We start from the raw sequence: 22096 nt of genomic DNA, 5'->3' as shown, positions 1-22096 counted from the left end.
TACCTACTATAAAAGCTGAATTGACGCGATTTGAAAGGAGCTATCGCTATATGAATATGGATTACGATTTATTTATGCAGGAAATTTTAAAAACAGCTCGTGCTGAAATTGAAACGGCTGGTTACGAACAGCTAAAAACACCAGAGGCTGTTGAAGAGGCATTTGCTCGCCCAGGTACAACATTAGTTATGGTGAACTCAGTGTGCGGTTGTGCGGGTGGTATTGCTCGTCCAGCGGCAGCGCAATGTGTACATTACGATAAACGCCCGGATCACTTAGTAACAGTATTTGCAGGGCAAGATAAAGAAGCGACTGCAGCGGCACGTTATCATTTTGGGGAAGATCACCTACCTTCTTCACCATCATTTGTTTTATTAAAAGATGGACAAGTAGTGGCTGAAGTCGGGCGTTATGAAATTGAAGGACATGACCCGATGTCAGTTGTAACAAACTTACAAGCAAACTTTGAAGAGTATTGTGACGAGCTTTAAGACAATTCTTGCATAAGAACAATCCTTTATAACTAAGTAGAAAAGCCTCATAGAATGTTAGTTAATCTATGTAGGCTTCCTACTTATTATCATGTACAGATAGTTCAGCACTACCATTAAAATTTTTGTAATATTGGCTAAATAATTAGTGGTATTTACTGAAGAGTACTAAAAGATAGGAGGCAGTCGACCTGAAGAAGTTTTCAATCGGCTATCGAACTTTAAAAACAGCAATTGGTGCAGCACTTGCTATTGCCATTGCTCAATATTTTCATTTAGCCTCGTATGCCTCTGCTGGTATTCTAACGATATTATGTGTACAGCCAACAAAGAAAAAATCCATTCACGCAGCCTACACTCGATTGGTTGCTAGTATAGTGGCCATGGTGTTTGCCTTTATGAGCTTTGAGCTTTTTTCCTATCAGCCACTTACACTTGCGGGTATGTTACTACTTTTTATTCCAACGATTGTGTCCTTGAGAGTTGCAGACGGATTTATTTCTAGTGTCGTTATTATTATGCACATTTACGCCGCTAAAAGTTTTTCGATGGCGCTTGTTTATAATGAATTGGCGTTAATGGCTATTGGCTATGGAACCGGTATAGCCATTAATATGTATATGCCAGATATTCAAAAGGAATTAAATTACTATAGAGTTAAAATTGAGGAACTATACAGCAAGATATTTTTAGAAATTGCTAGCTATTTACGGCAAGGGGATACGTTATGGGATGGGCATGAGATCATTGAAGCTATTCGAACTTTAAATGATGCAAAGTCCTTAGCATTTAAAGATGTTGAAAACCATTTTACGAGACGTAAAAATGATTACTATATGTATTTCGATATGCGAGAAAGGCAACTAGAAATAATCGAAAGAGTGTTGCCAAAAATTACAACATTACCTGTTATAGTACAAGAGGCTGAAATTGTGGCAGATTTTTTACAAGACCTCGGAGGACATATTCATTCTGGAAATACAGCAAGTCACTATCGTGAAAAGCTAGAGCAGGTGAAACATGATTTCTCGCAGCTACCATTACCGCAAAATCATGAGCAATTCATCGCACAAGCCGCACTCTATCAGTTTATCGAGGAAATGGACAGGTATTTAGAAATAAAGCAATCATTTAAGGGTTTAAAGGTAAAAAAAGAGCGCCCACAGTAGTGTGGACGCTATGGTCTTGCCTTAAACTAGCATCGATAAGCCAAATGCTAGAGATGAAATTAGCATGATTGCGACCATAGTATAAACAACGATTTTTTGAAACTTTTTATTACTCATATGCTCGTTCGCTCCTTCTTTTCTTATAAATAGTTTATCAAATCTGAAAAATTTCTCAAGTAGTAGAGTTTTGACAAAAAAGTCTGTAAAATAGAGTATGTACCATAACAGAAGGAGATGTCACCATGGAGAAAGTAGACCATATTGGGATTGCGGTGCGCGATCTTGATGAACGCATTACATATTATACAGAAACTTTAGGTTTAAAGTTGTTAAAAGTGGAAGAAGTAGACTCACAACAAGTTCGAGTTGCCTTTATCGACGCAGGCAACGTGAAATTGGAGCTATTAGAACCAATGAGTGAAAAAAGTGCCATTCATGGATTTATTGAAAAACGTGGAGAAGGTATTCACCATATTGCTTTTGGTGTGACAGGAATTCGTGAGCGTATGGTTGAGCTTCGTGAAAAAGGTGTACGTCTTTTATCGGAAGAGCCAGGACCTGGTGCTGGAGGTGCAGAGGTTGCGTTCATGCATCCTAAATCTTCTTTCGGGGTGTTATATGAATTATGTGATAAAAGTGGAAAAGGGGATAAGTGATTAATATGGATATGTTCGACAAAATCAATGACTTGTATGATCGTAAGACGGTAATTGAACTTGGTGGTGGCTATGAGCGCATCGAAAAACAGCATGAAAAAGGGAAATTAACAGCTCGTGAACGTATTGATTTATTACTAGACGAAGGTACATTTTTTGAAATTAACCCATTTATTACTCACCGTACAGTAGACTTCGGAATGGAGAAAATGGAAGGCCCTGGGGATGGTGTTGTAACTGGGTTCGGTAAAATTAACGGGCGTCCAGTATACTTATTCTCTCAAGACTTTACAGTGTTTGGTGGAGCACTAGGTGAAATGCATGCAAAAAAAATGGCAACAGTTATGGATCTCGCTGCAAAAAATGGCACACCATTTATCGGTATTAACGATTCAGGTGGCGCCCGTATCCAAGAGGGTGTTCTTTCACTAGATGGCTATGGTCATATTTTCTACCGTAATGCGATTTACTCAGGCGTTATTCCGCAAATCTCAGTGATTATGGGGCCATGTGCTGGAGGAGCAGTATACTCTCCTGCAATTACAGACTTTATCTTAATGGTAGACAAAACATCTCAAATGTTTATAACAGGACCTAAAGTAATAGAAACAGTGACAGGCGAAAAAATCTCTGCTGAAGATTTAGGTGGTTCGAAAGTAAATAATGCAGTAAGTGGAAATGCCCATTTCCGTGCACCATCTGAAGAAGAGGCAATTCAAGAAATAAAAAAACTATTAAGCTATTTACCACAAAACAATAAAGAAAAAGCACCTCGTCAAGCTCGACCAGAGGGAGATGACTACCGTCCAGAAATCGTGGATACAGTGCCAATTGAAACAACACGTCCTTACGATGTACGTAAAGTCGTTGAGCAAGTAGTGGATGAAGGTTCATTCATGGAAGTTCATGCAGAATTTGCGAAAAACGTTGTCGTTGGCTTTGCACGTATTGCTGGTGAGTCAGTTGGCCTTGTTTGTAACCAACCAAAAGTACTTGCTGGAGGATTAGATATTGATTCTTCCGATAAAGCGGCTCGTTTTATCCGTACTTGCGATGCTTACAATATTCCAATCATTACATTTGAAGACGTATCTGGTTTCTTCCCAGGTGTTAAACAAGAACATGGCGGAATCATTCGTCATGGTGCGAAAATTCTTTATGCTTATTCAGAAGCAACTGTACCAAAGATTACAGTGATTTTACGTAAAGCTTATGGAGGCGCTTACGTGGCCCTGAATTCTAAATCAATCGGTGCGGACCTTGTATTTGCTTGGCCAAATGCTGAAATTGCAGTTATGGGAGCTGCCGGAGCTGCAAACATCATTTTTGCCCGTGAAATTGCGAAATCAGATGATCCAGAAGCAACACGTGCCGCAAAAATTGAAGAATATAAAGAAAAATTTGCCAATCCATATGTTGCAGCATCTCGCGGTATGGTAGACGATGTTATTGATCCAAGAGATACACGTATCAAACTGATTCAAGGACTTGATATGTTATCTACTAAACAGGAAACGCGTCCTGAGAAAAAACATGGTAATATTCCATTATAAAATGTCCAAGCCTAGTAGCTATATAGTTACTAGGCTTTTACTTTTCAAAAATTGGTATGCCAGATAATCAATGAAAGTTGAAACATTTTTCTTTTTCAACCGTACTGATATATAAGGAGTTGATATGAATGGAATGGAAGCAATTACAAAAAGAGCAGGAAAAGATTCATACACAACTAAGAAAATCGGCAAGGCTAAACGAGCAAGGACTGTTAATTGACAAGCAGATTGACTATACACAACAGGAAATCAATAAACATTCTAGGGCACTCGATCAAATTCGGTCAAAGCTCCATAAATTAGAGGGTTTCTCATTTATGAATATGATTCGGACTTGGACGGGGCAACAAGATGAATTACGGGCTGAGAAAATTGATAAAGCGGCCGTGCTTGAATTAAAAATTAAAGAAGCGAAGAAAATGCAGATGGATTTAAGCGAAGATAAGTTTCATGTAACCCAGAAATTAGCTCAGATTGATGAAATAGCATTACAGGATGAGCTTCAGAAGATACACGCTAAAAAGAAGGGCTATTTACAAAGGCATGATTCTATACAAGCACAGAGATTGGAGCATTTAGCTGAGGAAAAATTACTCACAAAGCAACTGATTGCTGAAATTCAAGAAGCAGAGGAGGCGGGGGAGGTGGCTCTGACAAAGTTGGGGCAAGCAGCTGCTTCCCTCCATTCGGCTAACGGATATTCGACGTGGGATACATTTTTTGGCGGTGGAATTATTGCAACACACTTAAAACATGATGCGCTTAATCACTCAGAAAATTATATACATAGTGCCCAAATAGCGTTACAGCGTTTTCATAATGAGTTATTAGATGTTCATGTGATGTCTACCAAGACACTACAGATCGAAACAGATGGTTTTGTTAAATTTGCTGATTACTTCTTCGATGATCTTTTTTCAGCTTGGTCGGTCCATTCCAAAATTTCAACCGCAAGAGAACAGGTGTCACGTATCCAAGATGATGTACATAATACAATTTGGCGTTTACAGGATAAACATCATAAAGCATCGAACTATCTACAAACAATTGAACAAGAGCAAGGAGCGATTTTGAATGCTTAAGCTGAGTCTGAGATGAATGTCTCAGACTTTTTTATGTGGGTAGTGTTGTGGAATGATTTCAACTCTTCTGACGTTGTGCTAAAATAATACCTATACTATAACGTGGAAAAACACGTAAACTAAGGGAGTTTTACAACATGACAAGTCGTTTAGTGGAAGAGTTTTTTGAGCTCGTTCAGATTGATTCAGAAACAAAATATGAACAAGAAATTGCACCAATATTAGTCGATAAGTTATCAGCACTTGGATTTACAGTAGTCCAAGATGACGCACATACACGTAACGGACATGGTGCAGGCAATATTATTGCCACTTTAAAAGGCACATTAGATGTTGAGCCAATCTATTTTACCTCTCATATGGATACGGTTGTTCCTGGTAAAGGCATAAAGCCATCATTACGTGAAGATGGTTATATTGTATCTGATGGTACAACGATTTTAGGTGCGGACGATAAGGCTGGACTAGCAGCATTACTAGAAATGGTCAAACGCTTAAAAGAGCAAAATATTGAGCACGGGGATATTGAGTTTATTATTACAGCTGGTGAAGAAAGCGGTCTTGTTGGTGCCAAAGAATTAGACCCATCTATGATTAAAGCAAAATATGGCTTTGCTGTGGATAGTGATGGTAAAGTTGGAGGTATCGTCACAGCAGCTCCGTTCCAAGCTAAAATTTTCGCAAAGATTATCGGTAAAACTGCGCATGCTGGGGTTGCGCCAGAAAAAGGAATTTCAGCTATTACAGTCGCGTCAAAATGTATTGCACAAATGAAGCTAGGTCGATTAGATGAAGAAACAACAGCCAATATTGGACGATTTGAGGGTGGACAGGCGACAAACATTGTTTGCGATGAAGTTACGATTCTAGCTGAAGCGCGTTCGATTGATAAAACTAAATTAGATGCTCAAACAAAGCATATGCAAGAAACATTTGAACAAGTATCTGCATCATTAGGGGCACGAGCTGAAGTTGAAGTGAAGCTTATGTATCCAGGTTTCCGTGTAACCGAGTCAGACAAAGTCGTTCAAGTGGCAATGGCTGCTGCACGTCAAATAGATCGTACACCTACATTAGGAATTTCAGGTGGAGGGTCCGACGCAAATGTAATTGCAGGCTTTGGTATCCCAACCGTTAATCTATCTGTAGGGTATGAGGATATTCATACGACAAATGAAAAAATTCCCGTTGAAGAATTAGAGAAATTAGCAGATTTACTAGTTGAGATTGTTAAAGAATCTGCCAAAAAATAATGAGTTGAATTTGAAGGGTGTGACCATATGGAAAGTGTAAAAGCAGTAGTTTTTGCTTGTGGTACAGAAGAATATGCAGTGCCAGTAGAGCAAGCGATTTCAATTGAAAAATTAGAGCAGGTAACACCTATTCCTCACTTACCTAACTATCTTTTAGGTTTTACAAGAATTCGTGGGGAACTTGTGCCTGTTCTAGACTTTGAACGAATATTATATAATCGCTCTTCCAATACAGCAACTGCTCGGGTAATTGTATTGAATACTGATGTTGTTAACTATGGGTTACTTGTTACGGAAGCTCGTGAAATTCTTGATTTAGATGAGTCAATACTTCAACAGTTAGGACTTGTGAATTATAGTAAAACTCGCTACTTTACAGCTGTGGCTAATCTTGAAAACCGAATGATTACGTATGTTGACCCAAAAATACTCGTCAATTCATTAGAAGGAATACGTGAAATTATTAATTATTTACACAAAATGCTCGAGAATGAAAAGGAAAACGTAGAGGCTTAGGCTTCTACGTTTTCCTTTAAAATGTAATTGTGAACACACCCCAATATGGCTATCACAACGTTGAAAGTTAGAAGACTATACAGCTAAAAAAGCCCTTCCTGCAAAAAAAACGGAAGGGCTTTTTCATGTTCTTAAGAAAGACGACCACTGTAGTCTTCAAATTTGAATTCGCGAATAATTTTAATACCTTCTTCATCATTGTATGAAACGATAGAAGGTAGGTTAACACCGTTAAACATATGGTTTTTGACCATGGAATAATGCGCCATATCCGTAAATACCAGACGATCTCCTGGTTTTAATGGCTGTTCAAATGAATAGTCGCCTATAACATCACCAGCAAGACATGTTAGTCCACCCAAGCGGTACGTGTGGGCAAATTCATTAGCTTGACCAGAACCAATAATCATTGGACGGTATGGCATTTCAAGTACATCAGGCATATGACATGTTGCCGACGTATCTAAAATAGCAAGATCCATCCCATTTTCTTGAATATCTAACACTGTAGCTACTAAATAGCCAGTATTAAGGGCCACTGCTTCACCTGGCTCTAAATACACAAGCAGGTTATATTTTTCTTGGATATAATTAATGATGTTCACAAGCTTCTCTACATCATAATCTTCACGTGTAATATGGTGACCACCACCGAAATTCAACCATTTCATTTGATGTAAGACATCACCAAATTTTTCTTCAACTACTTCAATAATACGCTCTAACGTATCCGAGTTTTGTTCACACATTGCATGGAAGTGTAAGCCATCAATGCCGTCAAGTTGAGATTTATCGAAGTTAGCCAAAGTCGTTCCAAGACGGGAATTCGTATAGCAAGGATCGTAAAGAGCTGTTTCAATTTCAGAGTACTCAGGATTCACACGAATACCACATTCAATTGTTTTACCAGCAGATTTCACTTTATCCTTGAACTGAGCCCATTGGTTAAATGAGTTAAATACAATGTGATCCACATAGCCTAGAAGCTCGTCCATTTCATGCTCAATATAAGCAGGTGCATAAACATGAACTTCTTTGCCCATTTTTTCGTAGCCTAGACGGGCCTCATGCAGGGAGCTAGCTGTAATGCCTGCTAAATATTCCCCTACTAGTGGGAATGTTGAATGCATAGAGAATCCTTTCAGGGCTAGTAATATACGGCAGCCTGTACGATCTTGAATTGATTTTAAAAGCTCAAGATTTTTTGTTAATAATCGCTCATCCACTACATAAGAAGGGGATGGAACTTTTGAAAAATCAATTGGTTTCATCGGCTTAATTCCTTTGCATCTAAATCAAGGTCAAGTAACTCTGGGTTATGGCTTTCTTGCCATGGTAGACCCCATTTATTTAATGCATCCATGAATGGATCTGGATTGAAATCTTCTACATTCCAAACACCTGGTTTACGCCATTCCCCGTTCATTACAAGCATTGCACCAATCATAGCAGGTACGCCAGTTGTGTAAGAAATCGCTTGTGACCCCACTTCGTTATAGCATTCTTCGTGGTCACATACGTTGTACACATAATACGTTTTTTCTTGACCGTCTTTTAGACCGCGAATGATACAACCGATATTTGTTTTACCTTTTGTGCGAGGTCCTAGAGAAGCTGGGTCTGGTAACACCGCTTTTAGGAAGTGGATTGGTTGAATCATTTGACCTTCAAATTCGATTGGCTCGATAGATGTCATACCAACGTTTTCTAATACTTTTAAGTGTGTTAAGTATTTTTCAGAGAACGTCATCCAGAAGCGGATTTGTTTTAAACCTTTAATATTTTTTGCAAGTGATTCAAGCTCTTCATGGTATAGAAGGTAAATATCTTTTGGTCCGATTTCTGGTAAGTTATAAACTTCTTTTTTCTCAAGTGGTGCTGTTTCAACCCACTCGCCTTCTTTCCAGTAACGACCATTCGCAGTAATTTCACGAATGTTAATTTCTGGGTTGAAGTTTGTTGCGAAATGATAACCATGATCTCCTGCATTTGCATCCACAATATCAATATAGTGGATTTCATCAAATTCATGTTTTTGCGCATGAGCTGTGAAAACCCCTGTTACACCTGGGTCAAAACCGCTACCAAGTAATGCAGTTAAGCCAGCTTTTTCAAACTTTTCTTTATAAGCCCATTGCCATTTATATTCAAATTTTGCCGCCTCAGGTGGCTCGTAGTTTGCAGTATCCACATAGTGCACACCTGTCGCTAAGCAAGCATCCATAATCGTTAAGTCCTGATAAGGTAGGGCAACGTTAATCACTACATCTGGTCCAAAAGCTTTAATAAGCTCAATAACCTCTTCTGTATTATCTGCGTCTACCTGTGCAGTATGAATTTTTGTTTTTCCGCCGTCTAGTTTTTCTTTTAGAGCGTCACATTTTGAAACAGTTCTACTTGCGATACAAATTTCCTCAAATACGTCCGAATTTTGAACACACTTGTGTACCACAACACTGGCAACTCCGCCAGCTCCGATAATCAATGCTTTACCCAATTGTCTACCCCCAAGTTCATAAAAGTATTGTCAAACAAGCTGATTATACAGAAATTTGATATAGTACTCAATCATTGTTTTAAAATTTTCTACAAAAAATTTAATTTTTCTACATCAATTAGACGTAATCATAATGAAATAGCCTGGAAAACATGGAAAAATCCCTGTTCTACAAAGGTAGCAAGGGACATCATTGCTTGAAACATCAGAACTGCGCATCACTCTTTTTATTTTAAAAATCGACTTGATATTTGTTGCTTTTCATCTCCCCATACATAAAAGAAAATCACAAGTAAAGTACTTAGAAATCCCATTACTAGTCCATACGTACTGAGGGCTACATGTACTTGGCTTTGCATAGCATAAATGAAGATAGCTCCTATTGTTAGCAAATTTCCAGTAATAAGCGATACAAAATGAAAACGTTTATTCATTGTAAGCCCCCCTAGTAGATGATTTATTGAATGACTCATAATTAAGTTAGTGAACCCCAATTATTGCATAATTCAGAACTTTTATCCAATGTTTTTGTTTCTTTAGGAAAAATAAAGATGCTTTTTAAATACATCTTTTTATAGTATGATGAAAAAATAAGGGGAAAATTTTTAGATTATTACAAGAAAGGGGGAGAAGATGAATCGTGAAATTACGAAATTCATTAACTTTTCAACTTGGAACGATTATTGCTGGTATTTTAGTGGTCATGCTAGGGATTACATCGTTCGCTACATACATAACTGCTTACAATAAACTGTATGATGCTGCTGGTGTGGAGGCATATGGATGTGCCAATATTACAACCGGTTTATTATCTCCTGAGCAGATGGACAAGGCCATGCGTGGGGACCAGGCTGCTCGGGAACGTATTGGGAATGATTTAAACTGGACAACTGGACACAAAGATATTTTTCAAACTCAATATATTCTGTCCCTTGATGGAACATTGTTAGCGCTGGATGACCATTTAGCCGAGAAAGGTTTTGCACCTGGGGATTCTTTCTATCTTGATAAAGAAGCGATTGATAGGCTGTTACAAGATAAGCATCCAACTTATTCTCAGCCCTATACATTTGCTGGCATGGATCGCTTATCAGGCTATGCCCCCATTTTCAAAGACCACGATTCGAGTAAAGAGATTATTGCCATCAGTGTCATCGATTTTGATGCCAATATTGTTAAGGAACGTACATGGGATGTTGTTCGGAGCGGCATATTAATTAGTATTTTCCCTATGCTAATTGCTTCAATTATTACAGGGTTTTTAATCCGGCGAAAAGTGAAGCCAATTAGTGTCCTTATTCAACAAGCCAAAGAAATTGCAAATGGCAATTTAGCGGTAGCGGAAACAAAAATAAACAGCAAGGATGAGGTTGAGGATTTAGCGAAGACATTAAATCGTATGGCAGCTAGCCTGCAAAGTATGATCATGACCATGCGTTCTACCTCTAATACACTTGCTAATAATGCAGATGAAACCGCTTGCACCTTAAACGATATGACGAACACAATTCAAGAGGTCGCTCATAATATCGAAGAAGTAACAAGCACTGTGACGGCAGGTATGCATCACGCTGAAAATGCTACCGAAGTGTTAACCTCCTTAGCTAAGGACTTGCAGGTAATCCAGAACAATGCTACTGATAGTGCTCATAATGCACGAGAAACTATGAAACTAGCAACAGATGGAGAAAGGCTAGCCAAAGATATAAACAATGATATGGTATCGATTCAAAGTGGTTCAGATGAAGTAAAGCATACTGTTGAAAACTTAGTTACGTCTGCTGCTAAAATACAGGCAATTACAACATCGATTGCTAGTATTGCATCACAAACGAATTTACTAGCCCTGAATGCTTCTATCGAGGCGGCTAGGGCAGGAGAGCATGGAAAAGGCTTTGCGATTGTTGCTGAGGAGGTGCGAAAGCTAGCAGAGCAGTCCAATGCAGAAGTATTACAGGTTGAACAGCTTATTCAGGATATGCTGAAACATGTTCAGCAAGTGATGTCATCAACGAATGATAATACGCAATATATTGAAAAAGGAACAGAGACAGTTGGTTTGACAGCACAATCCTTAGGAAATATTTCAAGCGCTGTAGCGAAGACAGTTGAGGAAATCATAAGTATTTCTCATGCAGTGACTGCTGAAAATGAAAAGTCAGCTCAAATTGTCCAGATGATACAACAACTAACAGAATCCATTAGAGACATTGAGGAAGCCATGAATAGAATTACCTTAGCAGCCCAGCAAACAACAGCAAGTATTGATGAGGTTGCACAAAGTTCGAATGAAACGACCCATATGGCACATACACTAGAGCAACACGTAAAAGCATTTAAATTAAAAGAATTGTAGAAAAATTAGGATAAGTTATCTTTTGCTTGCCTGTCTAAGATGGTACACTATCCATAAGATTTTTCTTTTAGTGAAGGTGAGGATTTAATGGTGGTAAAACAAATGGATGAGCAAGTACAGCAAATAAATGACTTATTTTTAAGTGGTCAAGTAAAAGAGAGCTACCAGCTAGCAAAGGAGATACTTGCCAGCCAAATAAATTTAACTGACGAGACCCATCAACTTATTCAGCAACATGTTGCATTACTAGAGGCAAATGGATATGCCGATATGCCTGAAACGACTGATGAAAAAATAATGCAAAGTAAAGAACGTACAGATGGTTCGTACCCAGAGCGAGATGTTCTTACAGCCTATATCGGTACTCAAGATGATGAACAGTTTGGGAAAGTAATAGAAGAATTATTAGCAGGACCCATTGAAGCACAGGCAAACGCTTATTATACGATGGCTGAATATTACGTCCTTACTAAAGAACAAGACAAAGCGATGGTTCAATTTGCAGAGGCTATTAAATTACAGCCTAACAAAGGTCTGTATTGGGGTGCTTTTGCTCAATTTTTAAATCGTCATGAGGGAAGCCCTTATTTAGCACTTAGACTAATTGAGGAGGCTATAAAGCTAGATGGTATGAATCCTCGCTGGCACTATATTCAAGGTAATATTTTTTTACAGCTTGTAGCTACTACAAAAAATTTAAGCTATTTACCTGCTTTAGAGGAGGCTTGGAAGAGAGCTGAAAAACGCTGTTCTACAAAGCAAATCACCTTGAAAATGGATCTTGTGAAATCGAATGATGTGTTAAGACAATGGAAAAAACAAATGCTATAAATCTAGAAAAGAGACGTTAAACTATTAATAATTATTTCCTTTTAAGTATATTTATGCTAATGTAGAAGTATAAACGGACGTATGAAGCTTATCGATGACATGAAAGAAGTGTTTTTTTGAGTTTATATGTAGCGTATGTATTGGTGGGACTTGCCATTGCCATGCCTGTAGGTGCAATTACAGTCGAAATGACAAAGCAAGGACTTAAAAATGGTTTTCTGCACGGCTGGGCTGTAGGGCTTGGTGGCATGACCATTGACATCGTATTAGTTTTTGCCTTGTATATGGGATTAGCCTCCATTTTGGCTATGCCTATGGTACAGCTTCCGATGTGGATCATTGGAGCGGGCTTTTTATTCTTGTTAGGGTATGACTCTATTAAGAATGCCGATCATGATATTACATTGGCAGGAGAAAAAGTAACCAAGTCCTTTTTTGCTTCTTACTTGAATGGATTATTGGTAGCTATATCCCCTGGTAACCTTGTTTTTTGGGTCAATGTATTCGGCGTTGTTCTAGCTAAATCTTACGGACAAGGGGAGCAAACAAGCTTTTTAATTATTGCTGCTGGTGTCCTGAGTGGAATTTTACTCCACGATATCGGTTTACTAACTATTGTCTCAGTTACGCGTAAAGCGATGAATCGGAAGATGATTAAAACATTTACGATTGTCGCAGGATTCTTGTTATTTGGCTTTGCTGGTTATTTTATATATGAATTTATACAAGCAATTAAAATTTATATATGAAAAGTGCGATCTCTCAGATCGCACTTTTTTTTATGATGGAGTAACTACAATTGTCTGCTCTTGGAGACAAGCCAAAATTTCTTCTGCTACTTGATGTGCTAAGGAGAGCTCTGAAGTAAAGCCCACACATGAACAATTCATTTCACCTAAAATATAGCAATCCTTGCCAGCTTCATCTGTGTCTAACATAAAATCAGCTGTCCAGATAAGAGGTAAGTCATATCCTCCTAACAGGTTCGTTACTTGAGGTAGCTGTGATAAAAAGCTTTCGACAAGCTCAGGCCAATCCTCTGGTTGATCATAGCGATATTGTGCACCTGAGAATAATGTTGCACTAAAGGCATCCTCAGTATTAGCAGGTTTTTTATGTACCACGTGAACGGGGTGATTGCGCAACATCAATAAGCGAACTTCACCTTCTGTAATACGTGGAAGAAATCGCATATCGATTAACATACCATTCAATCCAGTAATATATGGCTCACAAAATGTCATGAAGTCTCCGAGAGACCAATATTCAACATGATTATCTTTTGCTTCGGTACATTTAATTTGTGCATCTAATGGAACTTCGGTAATTCCTTCGGCTAGAGGCTCTACTAATTTTACACGCCAAATACCTTCACCCGTAGAACCACGATTTTGCTTCAGAACACGTTCTGTTAACGCTAGAGAAGTAGGAAATTGTGCTTTAAATGTTTCGATTGTATAGTAGGCAAATGTATCATCAGGTACTAAATTGGTAGCAGTAAGCTTTGATAATACATCTTTAGAGCCATAGCTAATCATCGCATCGGGATGTGGCATGCCGATGACGCCTACTTGGCAAAGTTCTCGAAGCATCGCGAAATATTCTTCCTCATGCTGCAAGTTGCCGGGGTTTATACGGGATACATAGGCAGCACCATGTTTCTTTACGTAGTCAAAAATTTGCTGTTTTTTTGCAATATCAAAAAATAACACCTCTGCATCTTGCCCACGTTGCTTTAAAGCTTCCACCATTGGCATTGTATCTGGACGATAGCCATCTGATCCTTTGTCTGTGCCACCTTCAACCTCAAAAAAAATAACTTTTTTATTCATAACTAATACCTCCCTTTTTATTTGTCATTTATTTTCAGTATAGTAGACAAACAAGGAGAAAAGATATATGAAATATGTAAATTTTATGTATTAATTCATATAAACCAATATTTAATATAGGAGGTATTGACTACTGACAGTCAGAAAAATCAGATATAAACACTGTGAGATATAGAATCATTAGAAGAATTAGTAAAGTACCAATAAATTGGTAACCTCCAAAGCTTATTTTTAACCACCATACACTTGTGATGACAGCCATTAGTGGTTCTAAGCTTCCTAATAAGCTTGACTCCTTTGGGGATAAATAATGCAAGCTAGCAATATAAAACCAAAACGCTAGCATTGTGCCGAATATAATAATAAAAAGAAAATAGGCAATCGTAGAAAATGTCCAGTTCGATACATCAATAGACCATGGTTGATGGAAGAAACTCATAACAATCCCACCGATGACCATGGACCACCCTACAACAAGTAAGGAATGGAATTGCTGTAAAAGGGGAACAGCATATAGTGTATAAAAGGCAACTGAAAGTCCTGATACTACACCCCAGAATACGGCCATAAAAGGTACTGACAAAGTTGAAAAGGACCCATTTGTTAATAATAAAAAAGTTCCAACAAGTGTAAGTGTAACGGCAATACTATCCTGTTTTGTCAAAGGGCTTTGCTTAGATAAAAAGTAATATGCCATGATGAACAAAGGTGCTAAATACTGTAGAAGCGTGGCTACCGCTGAATTTCCAATGGAAATAGACATCATATACGTATATTGGACAGCAAGCATGCCTAATAAACTAAATAATAATTGTCTCATGGCATTTTGTTTTGTCCGCCACATGATAAAGATTGACTCATGTCGATGGGTAATTTTATATATTCCTATGAGTAATAGACCAGACAAAAGTAGACGACTAGAAACTAGCCATTCTACAGCTATTTGTTCCTCCTGAAATAGTTTTTGGGCTACGGTTCCACCGATTCCCCAAAAACTTGCCCCAAGGATTACTAGTAAAAAACCGAGGGTACGATTTTTTTTGATGATTTGATTCATTGACGAACATCTCCTAAACTATCAATATAAGGTGATTATAAGATGTCCGGAACAGAATAAATATCGTGTTAACACATTAAAAATATCAAAATATTGAGGTGATGAGGTTGCCTTTAACCCATATAAAAATTGCGAAAGATTTGCAAGAGCTAACATTGCACGGATCAAAAGAATTTCCAGTTGCCTTGTATGAAACGACCATGAACATGGATAGTATGGATTTTCTACCACTCCATTGGCATAAAGAAATTCAATTTGTTTATCTCAAAAGCGGATGTGCTAAGTATCGGGTAGGAGCGAATGTTTTAGTCTTAGAGGAGGGGGAGGGGCTATTCATCAATACCTCAGAATTACATGAGGCGAAGCCCTTTCAAATGGAGCATGCGATTGTTTACTGTATAAACGTGGACCCAATAATCATTGGAGGGCATGATGGCAGTATTTTTATGACTAATTATGTTCAACCTTATTTAACTACTCATCGACAGCCCTACCTTAAACTTACGAAGGAGTTAACTCAAAAAGTGGCATGTATGGCTGATATATTACAAAAGCAAGAGGCCTTTTATCAACTTAAAGTATGGAGAGAGCTACTATACATTTGGGAAGTGATGTTAACCCAATCCTTGCTGACGGAGGAAATTGTGGACCCCTCAATTATTGTGCAACAAGAACGGGCTAAAGCGATGCTGAATTTTTTACATACACACTATCAGCAAAAAATAACGCTAGAGGATTTAGCGAAGCACGTGTATTTAAGTAGGGCTGAATGCAGTCGGTATTTTAAGAAAGTAATTGGACTGACTCCATTTACTTATTTATTACAATATCGACTTCGCAAAAGTATTGAATTATTGAGGGATGACGAGCAAAACGTCACTATTATTGCTGCCAATACAGGCTTTAGTACTGTCAGTTACTATATTGAGAAGTTTAAAGAATATACAGGCTATTCACCACATGTTTATCGCAAGAAATTTCTGTAAAGTTTTAAAATGTGAAAAATTATTGAACATCAATGGAAAAAATATAATCATTTATGCCTGTAATATATACATAATTCACCATTTACAATAAAGTGTAATTAATAGTGTGTAGGGGGCGTTAGAATGATGGTTTTAAGGAAAAAGCAAAATATATGGCTAGCTCTGTTATTCATCGTGCTAGTCAGCAATTATACGCTTTATAATTCGGGTCTTGGTTCGGTCATCTTGCCTATCGAAACAAATGGAGTTGTTTTAGGTTCCCTCATTGATTTAGTAGTTGTCATACCTATATTATGGATGCTTTATAAAGGGAAGTTCTCATTAAAGCAGTCCATATTGTTAGTCGCAATTGGCTGTATTGCCGCACGTTTTATCATTCCAATTGAGCATCTTCAGCCATTTGTGGCAGTCACGTGGGCAGGCTTTGCTCTTGAAGGTATTATGATCGTGTTAGAAATTTTACTCATTGCTACACTTGTCCGCTATCTGCCAAGAGTTCTTGCTGATGTACGTGCCAGTTCATTACCAGATATATTTTCATTTTCAAAAGCTGTAGAAAAACAATTTCCGCAGCATCCTGTCATTCAAATGATTTGTTCGGATTTACTTGTCCTTTATTATGGGGTTGCTAGCTGGAAGCGACAAGAACGCCTCGGTTTTACTTTGCATAAAAATTCAAGCTATATCGCCTTTCAACTTATGATTATCCACGGTATTGCGATTGAAACGATTGGCATTCACTGGTGGTTACATGAGAAGTCCATGATTCTTTCCATTGTTTTGCTCATTCTTAATATATATTCAGTGATCTTTTTGATCGCAGATATGCAGGCGATTCGATTAAATCCTATATACGTAACAGACGAAACAATATATATTTCGCTAGGTTTAATGAAGCGTACAGAAATCGATTTTAATAAAATAGAAGAGGTTATAGAGGATAAGGGTCAGTTAGAAGGAAAATTATCGAAGGATACGATAGATTTCGTGGCACGTGATTTTGGTGAGGCTTATCCGCACGTCATTTTAAAAATGAAAGAGCCAGTGGAAGTGACTTTTATGTTAGGCATTAAAAAACATTATAATCAAGTAGCGATTAAAGTTGACCAGTCACAAGAGTTTAAACAAATGCTTCAACTAAGAATGTCAAAGTATTTTGCCTAAATAGATAGCCAACGTTTTGAATAAAAACGTTGGCTTTTTTTATTTAATCAAGGTCTGCGATTGCATGTAAAATGTCATCGCGGATGGCTTCCCAAAATTGCAGCTGAACCGAGTCACAATACGTATAAAGCTCTTTATGCTGAATGTGATCGTATAGAGCGGCAATGTCTTCTTGATGGAAGGACAGTCGATGATTTAGGTTCGCTCGTTCTTCCTCCAGACAAAATAATTTATAAATATCAGCTAGGCGCTCAAGTTTAGCTAGTTTTTTTGTCATCGCTTCATATTGTTTTTGATGAAAGCGTCCTACTGCAGAGGTCATCGAAATTTTTGCACGATGTTCCGCTTGAAGACTACGACACTCCTCCTGACGAATAGCTACACGATACCAAAATTCATAGCGAGTTGGTAATTCTTTTAGTTCATAGGTAAGCAATGATTTTAAAATTGAATGCACTTGTTCATATGTATCAATGCTTTTTTCTGCGTCTTTAAAAATCCCAAACATACAACCACCCCCATATAGTGTAATACTACACAACTAGATAAAATTCCTTTCATTTAAGAAGTATCTCCTGCTTTATTTTATGAGAAAGCAAATTCAGTTAGCGCATTCCTTGAAAGGGTTAAATTTTCAAGAAGCTATGACAAGATTTTGCTATTTTTGTACAAGTTTCTGAGAAATTAAAGAATAGGCATTTACAAAAAGAAAATAAATGTGTTAACTTTTAAAGTGTCTTAGGTTAACTTAAGAAGAGGGGGAGGTTAACGATGCAACATTTTTGGGTAGTCGGTACTGATACAGATGTTGGTAAAACGATTGTCACGACACTGTTGATGTGTCAATTGCAAAGGTTGGGGTTGGAAATTATACCTTTCAAGCCAGTGCAAACAGGCGAGATATACGACAATTTGCATAGCTATTATGCAGATACAGCTATGTATGAAAAGTATTCCTTGCAAGTGTTAAATAAAGAGCATATGAATGGCTATTCGTTTAAGGAGGCCGCATCGCCACATTTTGCTGCTCAACTGGAGGGACAGCAAATTGATGTAGAAAATCTTTTACAGCGTATTCAATTCTTACAAGAATCCTATGATGTTGTTATAGCTGAGGGAGCAGGGGGATTGTTTGTGCCTTTAGATGTTCAACAAAGCATCACACTGCTTGATGTCATTGTGAGCAGCAAATTGCCAGTAGTGCTTGTTACAAGGACAACCTTAGGGACAATCAATCATACCTTGTTAACAATGGAGGCATTGCAATCACGCCAGATTGACGTTCTTGGTATTGTTTTTAACGGTGACACGGGCAGTATGATGGAACAGGATAATATTCATACGATTTTACAGTACCATCCATTGCCCTATGCGATTATCCCACGTCTTCAGGATATTTCAGAACTAGCGAATATCAACATTACACACACAACCTTATTTGAAAGGCTTTATGGAAATGATCCGAGAAATAACTGACTTACAGGCTAGAGATTTACGGCATATTTGGCATCCGTGCTCACAAATGAAAGATTATGAAGCATTTCCACCTATCGTTATAAAAAAGGGACAAGGTGTGTGGCTTTATGATGAGCATGACAAACGCTATTTGGACGCTGTTTCCTCCTGGTGGGTAAATTTATTTGGACATGCCAATCCGCGTATTAGTCAGGCCTTAAGTCATCAAGCCTTTACATTGGAGCATACGATTTTTGCTAATTTTACACATGAACCGGCTATCCAATTAGCTGAAAAATTAGTCGCTTTATCACCACCTGGTTTACATAAAGTATTTTTTGCGGATAACGGCTCTTCTGCCGTCGAAGTGGCATTGAAGATGAGCTTTCAATACCATATGCAGACTGGAAAACAAACAAAAACTCGGTTTCTAGCGTTTACAGATGCGTATCATGGTGAAACCGTTGGTGCTTTATCTGTAGGAGGGGTAGGGCTTTACAATGAAGTATTTGAGCCACTTTTATTGGATACTGTACGTGCCCAGGGGCCGGATTGTTTTCGTTGCCCGTTCCAAAAACTACCAGAAAGCTGTGATGCACCATGTAGTCATTTTGTAGAAGAACAGCTTAAGATGCATCATGAGGAAATCACGGCTGTTATTATAGAACCACTTATTCAAGCAGCAGCGGGGATGAAAATGTATCCACCCATTTATTTACAACGGCTACGAGCATTATGCTCACAATATGATGTTCATTTAATTGCAGATGAAATTGCTGTTGGGTTCGGCCGTACAGGGACAATGTTTGCCTGTGAGCAGGCCAGTATCACACCAGATTTTATGTGCTTATCAAAAGGCATAACAGGAGGTTATTTACCATTATCCGCTGTTCTAACAAGTGATCAAGTTTACAACGCATTTTATGATGAATATGGAACGATGAAAGCATTTTTACATTCTCATAGCTACTCTGGCAATACGTTGGCATGTCGTGTGGCGCTTGAAGTATTAACAATATTTGAAGAAGAACAAATAATGGACATGATTCAACGCAAGGGGCAACAAATGCGTCAGCTAGCAATGGAAGCATTTGGTCATATGCCTTATGTGGGTGAATACCGACAAGTTGGTTTAGTGGGGGCTATTGAACTTGTTGCAGACCGTCAGACGAAAACGCCATTTGCAAGTGAAGAGAGAATTGGTTACCAAATTTATCAGCAAGCATTAGAAAAAGGTCTACTCATACGACCTCTTGGCAATATTTTATATTTTATGCCACCTTACATCATTACAAATGAAGAAATGACTTTCATGATTAATACAACGAAAGAAACGATTGAACAATTTTTCAAAGACAGGGGGGAATAAAGTTGGTTAGACGGCACTCCACATTAGCATTAGTCATGATTGCCATGTTTGCTGCTTTAACGGCTATAGGAGCTTTTATTAAAATCCCTTTACCCATTGTACCGTTTACCTTACAAATTGTTTTCGTCTTTTTAGCAGGTTGTTTACTAGGTAGCCGCAATGGGTTTTATAGTCAGCTTGTTTATATCGGCGTTGGCTTAGTAGGGCTACCTGTTTTTACGCAGGGCGGGGGCATCACGTATGTTTTACAGCCGACATTTGGCTATCTTATTGGCTTTGCTCTTGCCGCTTATGTAATTGGAATAATCGTTGAAAGAATAGAGAAGCCAACGAAGAAACATTTTATTGGAGCGACAATCTTAGGGCTTTTCATTGTATATGCCGTAGCTGTTCCATATTTATATATAGCTTTAAACTTCTGGTTAGATATGAAAACAAGCTGGTCACATGTTTTAGTTGTTGGCTTCTTAAGCAGTATCGTTGCTGATTTTGGCTTAGCTATTTCAGCCGGCTTATTAGCTGAGAAATTGTATAAAGTATTTCAGTCAGCTAGAAGAGTAAGTATTTCTCAAGGGGAAGGGGAAACTATGATATGAATTTTTTACAGGTAGCACAGGAAGTAATTGATGGCAAAATCATTAGCAATGAGGAGGCACTTGCTATTTTAAATAGTAAGGATGATGAGCTATTACAACTCATGGACGGTGCCTTTGCTATTCGTCGGCATTATTATGGTAAAAAAGTAAAGCTCAATATGATTATGAATGCTAAAAGCGGCTATTGCCCAGAGGATTGTGGCTATTGTTCTCAATCCTCTAAATCAACTGCACCTATTGAAAAATATCCTTTTATTACGAAAGAGGAAATCTTGGCTGGTGCAAAAAGAGCATTTGACAACAAGATTGGAACGTATTGTATTGTGGCAAGTGGTCGAGGGCCCACACGGAAGGATGTCAATGTCGTAAGCGAGGCAGTTGTAGAAATTAAAGAAAAGTATGGCTTGAAAGTTTGTGCCTGCCTTGGCTTGCTAAAAGAAGAACAGGCACAGCAATTAAAGGAGGCAGGGGTGGATCGTTACAACCATAATTTGAATACCTCTGAGCGTCACCATTCCTTCATTACAACTTCACATACGTATGAGGATCGTGTTAATACAGTAGAGATTGTTAAAAAACATGGTATCTCTCCTTGTTCGGGTGCCATTATTGGGATGAAGGAAACAAAGGAGGATGTCGTCAATATTGCGCGTGCTCTCCATCAATTAGATGCCGATTCTATTCCTGTTAATTTTTTAAATGCGATTGATGGGACAAAGCTAGAAGGGACTAAGGACTTAAATCCACGCTATTGTTTAAAGGTCTTAGCGTTATTCCGTTACATCAATCCAACAAAGGAAATCCGAATTTCGGGTGGACGTGAAATCAATCTCGGCTGTCTACAGCCGCTGGGCCTCTATGCAGCGAATAGTATATTTGTTGGGGATTATTTAACAACTGCTGGTCAGGAAGCAAATAGTGATTATCGTATGTTGGAGGATTTAGGCTTTGAGATTGAATTAACACAAAAGCAAGAAGCAGCATTTTGCTAGGGGCTATAGAAATAAAATCTACTACTACAGTTAAAACCGTACGCTTGTACGGTTTTTTTTTAGGAGATGGATAGAGCTATAATGGCGATGGATAAAGAGCGAAATGTAGAGGATAGAAAGCAAAAAGTGACGGATAAACCTAACATCCCATATCCTTTATATACCTAAAAAATAAAGAAATTCACAAATTGTTCAATGTAAGCGGTTTGAAATTGAACAGTTTGTGAAGACCTTCACATAA

Annotated in this window: 23 protein-coding genes; 16 read left to right on the top strand and 7 right to left on the bottom strand. The window is 38.1% G+C overall.

Going from position 1 to position 22096, the window contains the following annotated elements; genetic code table 11:
* Window positions 1–50: 50 nt before the first annotated feature.
* Window positions 51–491: a BrxA/BrxB family bacilliredoxin gene (locus AC3CH7_RS10415; RefSeq protein WP_031417430.1), complete on the top strand. Its 441-nt coding sequence runs from the start codon at window positions 51–53 to the stop codon at window positions 489–491.
* Between the two features lie 191 nt (window positions 492–682).
* Window positions 683–1660: an aromatic acid exporter family protein gene (locus AC3CH7_RS10410; protein WP_036162052.1), complete on the top strand. Its 978-nt coding sequence runs from the start codon at window positions 683–685 to the stop codon at window positions 1658–1660.
* A 21-nt stretch (window positions 1661–1681) separates the two neighbouring features.
* Here AC3CH7_RS10410 and prli42 read toward each other — a convergent pair whose 3' ends face one another.
* On the bottom strand, window positions 1682–1777 hold the full coding sequence (gene prli42, locus AC3CH7_RS10405; protein ID WP_150907189.1) for a stressosome-associated protein Prli42: 96 nt from the start codon (window positions 1775–1777) through the stop codon (window positions 1682–1684).
* 125 nt (window positions 1778–1902) lie between these two features.
* Here prli42 and mce point away from each other — a divergent pair, with 125 nt between their 5' ends.
* From mce to AC3CH7_RS10380, 5 genes are all read left to right on the top strand, one after another.
* Entirely contained in the window at window positions 1903–2316 is a 414-nt protein-coding gene (mce, locus tag AC3CH7_RS10400; RefSeq protein ID WP_012295035.1) for a methylmalonyl-CoA epimerase, read from the top strand.
* Between the two features lie 5 nt (window positions 2317–2321).
* Entirely contained in the window at window positions 2322–3869 is a 1548-nt protein-coding gene (locus tag AC3CH7_RS10395) for an acyl-CoA carboxylase subunit beta (protein WP_012295034.1), read from the top strand.
* Window positions 3870–3997: 128 nt separating this feature from the next.
* Entirely contained in the window at window positions 3998–4951 is a 954-nt protein-coding gene (locus AC3CH7_RS10390; RefSeq protein WP_012295033.1) for a hypothetical protein, read from the top strand.
* Window positions 4952–5088: 137 nt separating this feature from the next.
* A complete protein-coding gene (locus AC3CH7_RS10385) occupies window positions 5089–6204 on the top strand; it encodes a M20/M25/M40 family metallo-hydrolase (protein WP_012295032.1) in 1116 nt (371 codons plus the stop codon).
* Between the two features lie 27 nt (window positions 6205–6231).
* Window positions 6232–6720 carry a chemotaxis protein CheW gene (locus AC3CH7_RS10380; protein ID WP_008181662.1) on the top strand — a complete coding sequence of 163 codons (489 nt, stop codon included), beginning with the start codon at window positions 6232–6234 and terminating at the stop codon, window positions 6718–6720.
* Between the two features lie 131 nt (window positions 6721–6851).
* Here the strand turns inward: AC3CH7_RS10380 and nspC are convergent, their stop codons facing one another.
* The 3 genes from nspC to AC3CH7_RS10365 all read right to left on the bottom strand — a co-directional run bounded on the left by nspC (window position 6852) and on the right by AC3CH7_RS10365 (window position 9651).
* Window positions 6852–7991: a carboxynorspermidine decarboxylase gene (gene nspC / locus AC3CH7_RS10375; protein WP_031417437.1), complete on the bottom strand. Its 1140-nt coding sequence runs from the start codon at window positions 7989–7991 to the stop codon at window positions 6852–6854.
* Entirely contained in the window at window positions 7988–9217 is a 1230-nt protein-coding gene (locus AC3CH7_RS10370) for a saccharopine dehydrogenase family protein (protein WP_488381732.1), read from the bottom strand. Before AC3CH7_RS10370 ends, nspC begins: the two co-directional genes overlap by 4 nt.
* 227 nt (window positions 9218–9444) lie before the next feature.
* Window positions 9445–9651, bottom strand: coding sequence for a hypothetical protein (locus AC3CH7_RS10365; RefSeq protein ID WP_012295028.1), 207 nt, complete (start codon window positions 9649–9651; stop codon window positions 9445–9447).
* Between the two features lie 206 nt (window positions 9652–9857).
* On the opposite strand from AC3CH7_RS10365, the gene AC3CH7_RS10360 reads away from it, so the two are divergent.
* From AC3CH7_RS10360 to AC3CH7_RS10350, 3 genes are all read left to right on the top strand, one after another.
* Window positions 9858–11573, top strand: a complete 1716-nt coding sequence (locus AC3CH7_RS10360; protein ID WP_488381731.1) for a methyl-accepting chemotaxis protein — start codon at window positions 9858–9860, stop codon at window positions 11571–11573.
* An 87-nt stretch (window positions 11574–11660) separates the two neighbouring features.
* Entirely contained in the window at window positions 11661–12404 is a 744-nt protein-coding gene (locus AC3CH7_RS10355) for a tetratricopeptide repeat protein (RefSeq protein WP_036216791.1), read from the top strand.
* A gap of 116 nt (window positions 12405–12520) precedes the next feature.
* Window positions 12521–13153 (top strand): LysE family transporter, encoded by a 633-nt coding sequence (locus AC3CH7_RS10350; protein WP_031417445.1) that lies wholly within the window; start codon window positions 12521–12523, stop codon window positions 13151–13153.
* A 30-nt stretch (window positions 13154–13183) separates the two neighbouring features.
* On the opposite strand, the gene AC3CH7_RS10345 is transcribed toward AC3CH7_RS10350, so the two are convergent.
* A complete protein-coding gene (locus tag AC3CH7_RS10345) occupies window positions 13184–14236 on the bottom strand; it encodes a Cj0069 family protein (protein WP_488381730.1) in 1053 nt (350 codons plus the stop codon).
* 130 nt (window positions 14237–14366) lie between these two features.
* Window positions 14367–15293, bottom strand: coding sequence for a DMT family transporter (locus tag AC3CH7_RS10340; RefSeq protein ID WP_488381729.1), 927 nt, complete (start codon window positions 15291–15293; stop codon window positions 14367–14369).
* A gap of 101 nt (window positions 15294–15394) precedes the next feature.
* Here AC3CH7_RS10340 and AC3CH7_RS10335 point away from each other — a divergent pair, with 101 nt between their 5' ends.
* Window positions 15395–16279, top strand: a complete 885-nt coding sequence (locus tag AC3CH7_RS10335) for an AraC family transcriptional regulator (RefSeq protein WP_012295022.1) — start codon at window positions 15395–15397, stop codon at window positions 16277–16279.
* A gap of 123 nt (window positions 16280–16402) precedes the next feature.
* Window positions 16403–17443 carry a beta-carotene 15,15'-monooxygenase gene (locus tag AC3CH7_RS10330; protein ID WP_198694951.1) on the top strand — a complete coding sequence of 347 codons (1041 nt, stop codon included), beginning with the start codon at window positions 16403–16405 and terminating at the stop codon, window positions 17441–17443.
* Window positions 17444–17486: 43 nt separating this feature from the next.
* Here the strand turns inward: AC3CH7_RS10330 and AC3CH7_RS10325 are convergent, their stop codons facing one another.
* Window positions 17487–17951 carry a hypothetical protein gene (locus AC3CH7_RS10325; RefSeq protein ID WP_012295020.1) on the bottom strand — a complete coding sequence of 155 codons (465 nt, stop codon included), beginning with the start codon at window positions 17949–17951 and terminating at the stop codon, window positions 17487–17489.
* Between the two features lie 263 nt (window positions 17952–18214).
* On the opposite strand from AC3CH7_RS10325, the gene bioD reads away from it, so the two are divergent.
* The 4 genes from bioD to bioB are packed head-to-tail and all read left to right on the top strand — an operon-like array spanning window position 18215 to window position 21855.
* A complete protein-coding gene (gene bioD / locus AC3CH7_RS10320; RefSeq protein WP_012295019.1) occupies window positions 18215–18919 on the top strand; it encodes a dethiobiotin synthase in 705 nt (234 codons plus the stop codon).
* Complete coding sequence (bioA, locus tag AC3CH7_RS10315) at window positions 18900–20267, top strand: adenosylmethionine--8-amino-7-oxononanoate transaminase (protein ID WP_031417454.1); 1368 nt, start codon at window positions 18900–18902, stop codon at window positions 20265–20267. Before bioD ends, bioA begins: the two co-directional genes overlap by 20 nt.
* Window positions 20268–20269: 2 nt before the next feature.
* Window positions 20270–20863 (top strand): biotin transporter BioY, encoded by a 594-nt coding sequence (locus AC3CH7_RS10310; protein WP_031417456.1) that lies wholly within the window; start codon window positions 20270–20272, stop codon window positions 20861–20863.
* On the top strand, window positions 20860–21855 hold the full coding sequence (gene bioB, locus AC3CH7_RS10305) for a biotin synthase BioB (protein ID WP_012295017.1): 996 nt from the start codon (window positions 20860–20862) through the stop codon (window positions 21853–21855). The genes AC3CH7_RS10310 and bioB overlap by 4 nt, the downstream gene beginning before the upstream one ends.
* Window positions 21856–22096: the final 241 nt, after the last annotated feature.

It is taken from the genome of Lysinibacillus sp. F12, assembly GCF_057773605.1.
The sequence above is the reverse complement of the archived record's forward strand: the minus strand, read 5'-3'. Positions and strand labels throughout refer to the sequence as shown.

Coding starts and splice junctions, on each gene's coding strand:
- bioB (WP_012295017.1), top strand. CDS start 20,860: ATGAATTTTTTACAGGTAGCACAGGAAGTAATTGATGGCAAAATCATT.
- AC3CH7_RS10345 (WP_488381730.1), bottom strand. CDS start 14,236: ATGAATAAAAAAGTTATTTTTTTTGAGGTTGAAGGTGGCACAGACAAA.
- prli42 (WP_150907189.1), bottom strand. CDS start 1,777: ATGAGTAATAAAAAGTTTCAAAAAATCGTTGTTTATACTATGGTCGCA.
- AC3CH7_RS10335 (WP_012295022.1), top strand. CDS start 15,395: ATGAGGTTGCCTTTAACCCATATAAAAATTGCGAAAGATTTGCAAGAG.
- AC3CH7_RS10340 (WP_488381729.1), bottom strand. CDS start 15,293: ATGAATCAAATCATCAAAAAAAATCGTACCCTCGGTTTTTTACTAGTA.
- AC3CH7_RS10385 (WP_012295032.1), top strand. CDS start 5,089: ATGACAAGTCGTTTAGTGGAAGAGTTTTTTGAGCTCGTTCAGATTGAT.
- AC3CH7_RS10395 (WP_012295034.1), top strand. CDS start 2,322: ATGGATATGTTCGACAAAATCAATGACTTGTATGATCGTAAGACGGTA.
- AC3CH7_RS10365 (WP_012295028.1), bottom strand. CDS start 9,651: ATGAATAAACGTTTTCATTTTGTATCGCTTATTACTGGAAATTTGCTA.
- bioA (WP_031417454.1), top strand. CDS start 18,900: ATGATCCGAGAAATAACTGACTTACAGGCTAGAGATTTACGGCATATT.
- AC3CH7_RS10325 (WP_012295020.1), bottom strand. CDS start 17,951: ATGTTTGGGATTTTTAAAGACGCAGAAAAAAGCATTGATACATATGAA.
- AC3CH7_RS10380 (WP_008181662.1), top strand. CDS start 6,232: ATGGAAAGTGTAAAAGCAGTAGTTTTTGCTTGTGGTACAGAAGAATAT.
- mce (WP_012295035.1), top strand. CDS start 1,903: ATGGAGAAAGTAGACCATATTGGGATTGCGGTGCGCGATCTTGATGAA.
- bioD (WP_012295019.1), top strand. CDS start 18,215: ATGCAACATTTTTGGGTAGTCGGTACTGATACAGATGTTGGTAAAACG.
- AC3CH7_RS10390 (WP_012295033.1), top strand. CDS start 3,998: ATGGAATGGAAGCAATTACAAAAAGAGCAGGAAAAGATTCATACACAA.
- AC3CH7_RS10415 (WP_031417430.1), top strand. CDS start 51: ATGAATATGGATTACGATTTATTTATGCAGGAAATTTTAAAAACAGCT.
- AC3CH7_RS10330 (WP_198694951.1), top strand. CDS start 16,403: ATGATGGTTTTAAGGAAAAAGCAAAATATATGGCTAGCTCTGTTATTC.
- AC3CH7_RS10355 (WP_036216791.1), top strand. CDS start 11,661: ATGGTGGTAAAACAAATGGATGAGCAAGTACAGCAAATAAATGACTTA.
- nspC (WP_031417437.1), bottom strand. CDS start 7,991: ATGAAACCAATTGATTTTTCAAAAGTTCCATCCCCTTCTTATGTAGTG.